The sequence below is a fragment of the Rhodococcus sp. CX genome (assembly GCF_015865005.1).
Taxonomy (GTDB): Bacteria; Actinomycetota; Actinomycetes; order Mycobacteriales; family Mycobacteriaceae; genus Rhodococcus.
Genome location: NZ_JADZGH010000182.1, coordinates 57,876 through 62,118 on the forward strand (window position 1 = coordinate 57,876; position 4,243 = coordinate 62,118).

6 protein-coding genes are annotated in these 4,243 nt (G+C 65.2%); all 6 read right to left on the reverse strand.

Annotated features, from left to right (window positions below; genetic code table 11):
* Positions 1-71 precede the first annotated feature (71 nt).
* Positions 72-317, reverse strand: a complete 246-nt coding sequence (locus tag I0Q12_RS19565; protein WP_197253723.1) for a hypothetical protein — start codon at positions 315-317, stop codon at positions 72-74.
* The gene (locus I0Q12_RS19570) at positions 314-847 is read right to left on the reverse strand and encodes a hypothetical protein (RefSeq protein WP_197253725.1); all 534 of its coding nucleotides are present in this window, start codon (positions 845-847) and stop codon (positions 314-316) included. The genes I0Q12_RS19565 and I0Q12_RS19570 overlap by 4 nt, the downstream gene beginning before the upstream one ends.
* Positions 848-1,178: 331 nt before the next feature.
* Positions 1,179-2,522 (reverse strand): hypothetical protein, encoded by a 1,344-nt coding sequence (locus I0Q12_RS19575; protein ID WP_197253727.1) that lies wholly within the window; start codon positions 2,520-2,522, stop codon positions 1,179-1,181.
* Positions 2,519-2,965, reverse strand: coding sequence for a hypothetical protein (locus tag I0Q12_RS19580; protein WP_197253729.1), 447 nt, complete (start codon positions 2,963-2,965; stop codon positions 2,519-2,521). Before I0Q12_RS19580 ends, I0Q12_RS19575 begins: the two co-directional genes overlap by 4 nt.
* 251 nt (positions 2,966-3,216) lie before the next feature.
* On the reverse strand, positions 3,217-3,411 hold the full coding sequence (locus I0Q12_RS19585; RefSeq protein ID WP_197253731.1) for an AlpA family transcriptional regulator: 195 nt from the start codon (positions 3,409-3,411) through the stop codon (positions 3,217-3,219).
* Between the two features lie 235 nt (positions 3,412-3,646).
* Positions 3,647-3,982: a hypothetical protein gene (locus tag I0Q12_RS19590; RefSeq protein WP_197253733.1), complete on the reverse strand. Its 336-nt coding sequence runs from the start codon at positions 3,980-3,982 to the stop codon at positions 3,647-3,649.
* Positions 3,983-4,243: the final 261 nt, after the last annotated feature.

Here is a 4,243-nt window from a genome sequence, read left to right on the forward strand (position 1 = left end):
GGGCGTGTCGTGCGTTACGCGCCGGCGGAACAGCACCTCGGCGGCCGGGGCGGGCCGGTAGTTGTCGGCGGTCACGCGGCGTCCTCGTAGTCGAGTCCTGGGTGTGCGGCGCGGATCGCGGCGGTTCTTGCCGTGAGGAAGCCCCAGAGGAGTTGCGCGTGGTTGTGGGCCAGCATGTGTTCGCCGGCGGCGGTAGCGGCGAGGATCGACGTAACGTCCGGCAGAATATCAATGTACGCATTTGCTTCTGCCGCAGCAGATTTCGGGTCAAGTTGGCGCACCGATTCGACGGTGCTCGGGTGGGGAGTTACGGTCACGGTTGGGGCTCCTCAAGGGGATGGGGGTCGACGGGGTCGGCAGTCGCGGGCCGGGCTGCGTTGAGTTCGGCGTAGATCGCGGCCTGGTCGATCTCTTCATCCTCGGCGGTTTGGTCGCCAAGCATGGCGGCCATGAAGTGATCGACCGCGGACATGTACGCGCCGGAGGTGTCGTGCTCGTCCAGGCGCAGATGCTTGTCGGTGGCAATACCGGCCGCGATGAGTCGTTCGCGGAGGTCGCGAGCGTCCTCGGCGGTGGGGTCGGTGGCGGCGTTGATGTTCTCGGCGAGGGCGAGGAACTGCTCGGATAGCTTCTGGCGCCGCGCTTTCAGGTCTTCGGCGCGCGCTTTCGTTGCAGCCGCGGTGATGCTTCGGTCGAACTCGACGCCGGCAAGGTTCGCTGCGGTGGTTACGGTGCCGTGCGCGACACGTAGCGCGCGACTGATGGCGTTGCGACTCATGCCGGCGCGGGCGAGGCGTGCGACGGTTGGTGCGATGGCTTCGGGCAGGTTCGGGGGTGCCTCGGACATGGGATCCAATCGAGGGGCCGACGGGGCAGACTGCGGCCGGCGGAGTGAGCGGGGGAGCTGGGCGGGCTCACCGAGTGCGCGTGCACTCGGTGGTCGAGTATACATGACCGGATTTGACCGACTGTCGGATGGGTGGTATAAGCCCCACGGTGTCCTGTTGGGATCGCGCGCGTTTGGTGCTTGACCGGTCACGGGGAGACACCCCCAGGCGCCACGGACCGGGGGTGTCTCGCTACGTGAGTGTGTACCGTGTACTTCGGTACACGCTACATAACCGCAGCTCAAAGCCTATTTTTGGCAGTGTGTACCGAGTACACGGTACACACTCCGGTTAGCTGCTGAGGATGTAGAGAACACTCCGCGGCATCGGCTGAGTGGTCGCTACACCTTCACTCACGAGGTCGTCGAGGACGTCGTCGACGTGTACCCGCAACTCGGCTTTGATGGCTCGGCCCAACTCGCCGCGCGGGACACCTTCGGGGCGGCGGCCGAGTCGGGCGAGAACCTGCTTCCGTACCCGCGCGTACTCTCCGGCTGCTTTCACGTCGTCGACGATCACGGCACGCTCACCGTCCATCTCGGCGCGTGCACGGTTGCTGCGCCGCGTGTGCTCGGTGAGGGTGTGCTCGATGCCGGCGCGGGTGCGATCGGACTTCGCCATGATGACGCCAGCGAGGTCCCAGTCCTCTGCGTTGACGATTGAGCGACCATCGAGGATGGACAGCGCAGCGGCGACTTTGAGCCGTGAGAGCATCCGGTGACCGTCGAGCGGGTCGACGGGTTCGCCCCGAAGTACTGCGAGGCGGTGCGCGTCGATTGAGTTTCGGGCGACGTCGGGCACTTCCAGGTGCACGGGTTCGCTGCCCCACTTCGGTGCCTTGACGTCGAGCGTGGGTGGTTCTGTCGGTGCGGTGTCGGGGGCGTCGGGGTCGTCGACGGGGAGCCATACGAACCGTTGGGGGGTGCCACCGTCAGCGTCGTGGATCAGTGGGGCCGCCTTGGCTGGTTGCACACCGACGATGAGGCACGCTCGATACTCGTGGGCGGGGATGACGCAGCGAGTGACCTTGCTGGCGTTCTGGAACCCGATTGTCTCGCCGCTGTAGAGCTTGCGGAGTTCGGGTAGCAGTGTTGCGCCGGTGCGGCTTCCGAGCGCGGCGAGGGTGTCAACCTCGGCGACGGTGAACAGTGCTCGGCTTCGCCACTGCGAGCGGTCTTCGTTTGTCGCGTCGGAACCGTTCCCGTTCGGCCGGTAGGTGCGGGCGAGCCCTTCCCCTGATCCGAGCGTGAACGTCTCAGCGTCGTTGTCGGTACCGGTGTGGTCGGCGAACCGTACTGCGTTGCGGGCGGCGCCCTCTGCGGCACCCTTTCCGCCACCGGATGGGCCGACGAGCGCAGCGAACAGGTTGAGGCTCACGGGCCCGCCGATGATGGGCGGGAGCATCACGTTCGGTTCGACGGAGGCAACGGCCCGGGCGAGGACGACGGCGAGCACGGCCCACGGCCCGGCGCGGCGTGCGCGGGCGAACTCGAGGATATGCGCGAGGACTTCTCGGCGGTTCCAGAATCCGGGTACGTCGTCGTGCTGGACGGGTGTGGTGCCGGTCGTCTCGTTTCGGTGTGAGGCCATGATGCGGGCGACGTCGGCGGCGGTGGTGATGGTTGCGGCTGTCATGCGGTCTTTGCCGCCTTTCGCAGGTCGTCGAGTCGGGTGTAGTGGGCGGTTACCTCGGCGCGTTCTCTCTCGATGAGGTGCCGGAGGTCGTGGTCGCTCATCGTGTCGGCGGCTTCGGTGATTGCACTACCGAACTGGGCGATTCTGCGGCGTAGCGATTGTTCGACGAGTGCGACGGCGAGAGGGCCTACACGGTCGTGGTTTACGCGCGGTGCTGCGGCGCTGGTCAGTCGGTAAGCGAGTGCGTGCTGTCCGGGCTTGCTGTATTCGCCGGCGCTTCGCATCCGGCTGTCGATGAGGGCGGGGTCGGCGAGGGAACCGTCACGGGTTGCGGCGACGACGTATCGGAGGATCACACCGTCCCAAGGGTTTTCGGGGTCGTCCTGCCGGAGTAGTGGGGCAATGGCGCTGATGCTTGAGAGTGTGCATCGTCCGCCCATCATGGCTGCGAGTAGTGCGGGTGCGGGGTCGATAAGCGCGCGGTATCGCTCGTCTGCATGAGGGTCAAGCGGTACTGCGTGTAGTGGGGGTGTGCTGCTATCGTTCGGGGTGGCCTTTATGGCCGGTGATGAACGCACGGCAACCTTTCGTTGTGGGTTGGTTGCATGGCTTTCGAGGGGCACGCCCGAAGCTGCTGGCGGGCAGTGGGCGTGCCCTTCGCTATGCGCTGTTTCCTCGCCCGGTTGTCCTTGAGTTAAGCGGCTGTGGGCTTGGTGTGGCCGGCGGTGATCCAGGCGTCGAGGTCGCTGATTCGGTAGCGGACGGCACGGCCGAGTTTCACGTAGTCGGGGCCGATTCCCCGGCTGCGCCAGACCCGCATGGTGTGGAGGGCAAAGCCGGTGTACGCGGCGGCCTGGGCGGTGTTGAGCAGGGCGGTTTGGGTGGTCATCTGAGATTCCTCCGGCGTTGGGTTGGGATCGTTGCGGTTCTCGGTGGATACGGACGGTAGTCGATGCTCCCCGACACTGGTACGCACCAAATATGTGACAGGACGGCGATATTCGTGTTCTAGGTCGATCGCCGTTGTCCTCGGTTGTCATCCGTAGTCACCTGTAGGCCACGTATGTGACTAGGCGTAGCGGTCGCAGAATCCGCCTTGCTGATCGGCTTTCGAGTGGCGAAGCTCACGAATCCGCAAGCGGGATTCGGGGGCGAATGTCGAGCCGGTCAACGGTGACGGCGAGTCGCAGCGGGCCGAGGTCATCGCCGTACTCGGTGTCGCCGCCGATCTCCACGAGCGCGAGCTGTGCACCGTCGGTGCCGCGGTAGTACTCGAGGATGCGGGCACGTTCTGCCCCGTCCAACCGGAGGAACGGCACGACGGTCGCGGCGCTTGTGACATACAGGCCATGTTCGACTGCGAGGCTCAAGCCGAGCATGGGCAGTCCGTAGATGAGGGCGAAGCCGAGGATGCCGGCGAGGGCGCACACAGCGCGCCGTACGATGAAAGAACGGTTCATGACGGGTGTCTCCGTTGTGAATCGAGGCCCCGCTCGGTGTTCGCAGCACCGGCGGGGCCGTTCTGATTTTCTGGGGTTCGGTATTCGGTGGGTAGTCCGACCGGTTTCCCACCGGTTACCGGGTTCCCACCGTATCCCTCGATCGCTCACGTAGGCAACAGAACGTCGAAAGTGCCTGTAAATACTGCTTATTCATTCCTACCGCATACAAGCGGATTTCGTATGACTCATAATCCATTGGTCGCGGGTTCGAGCCCCGCC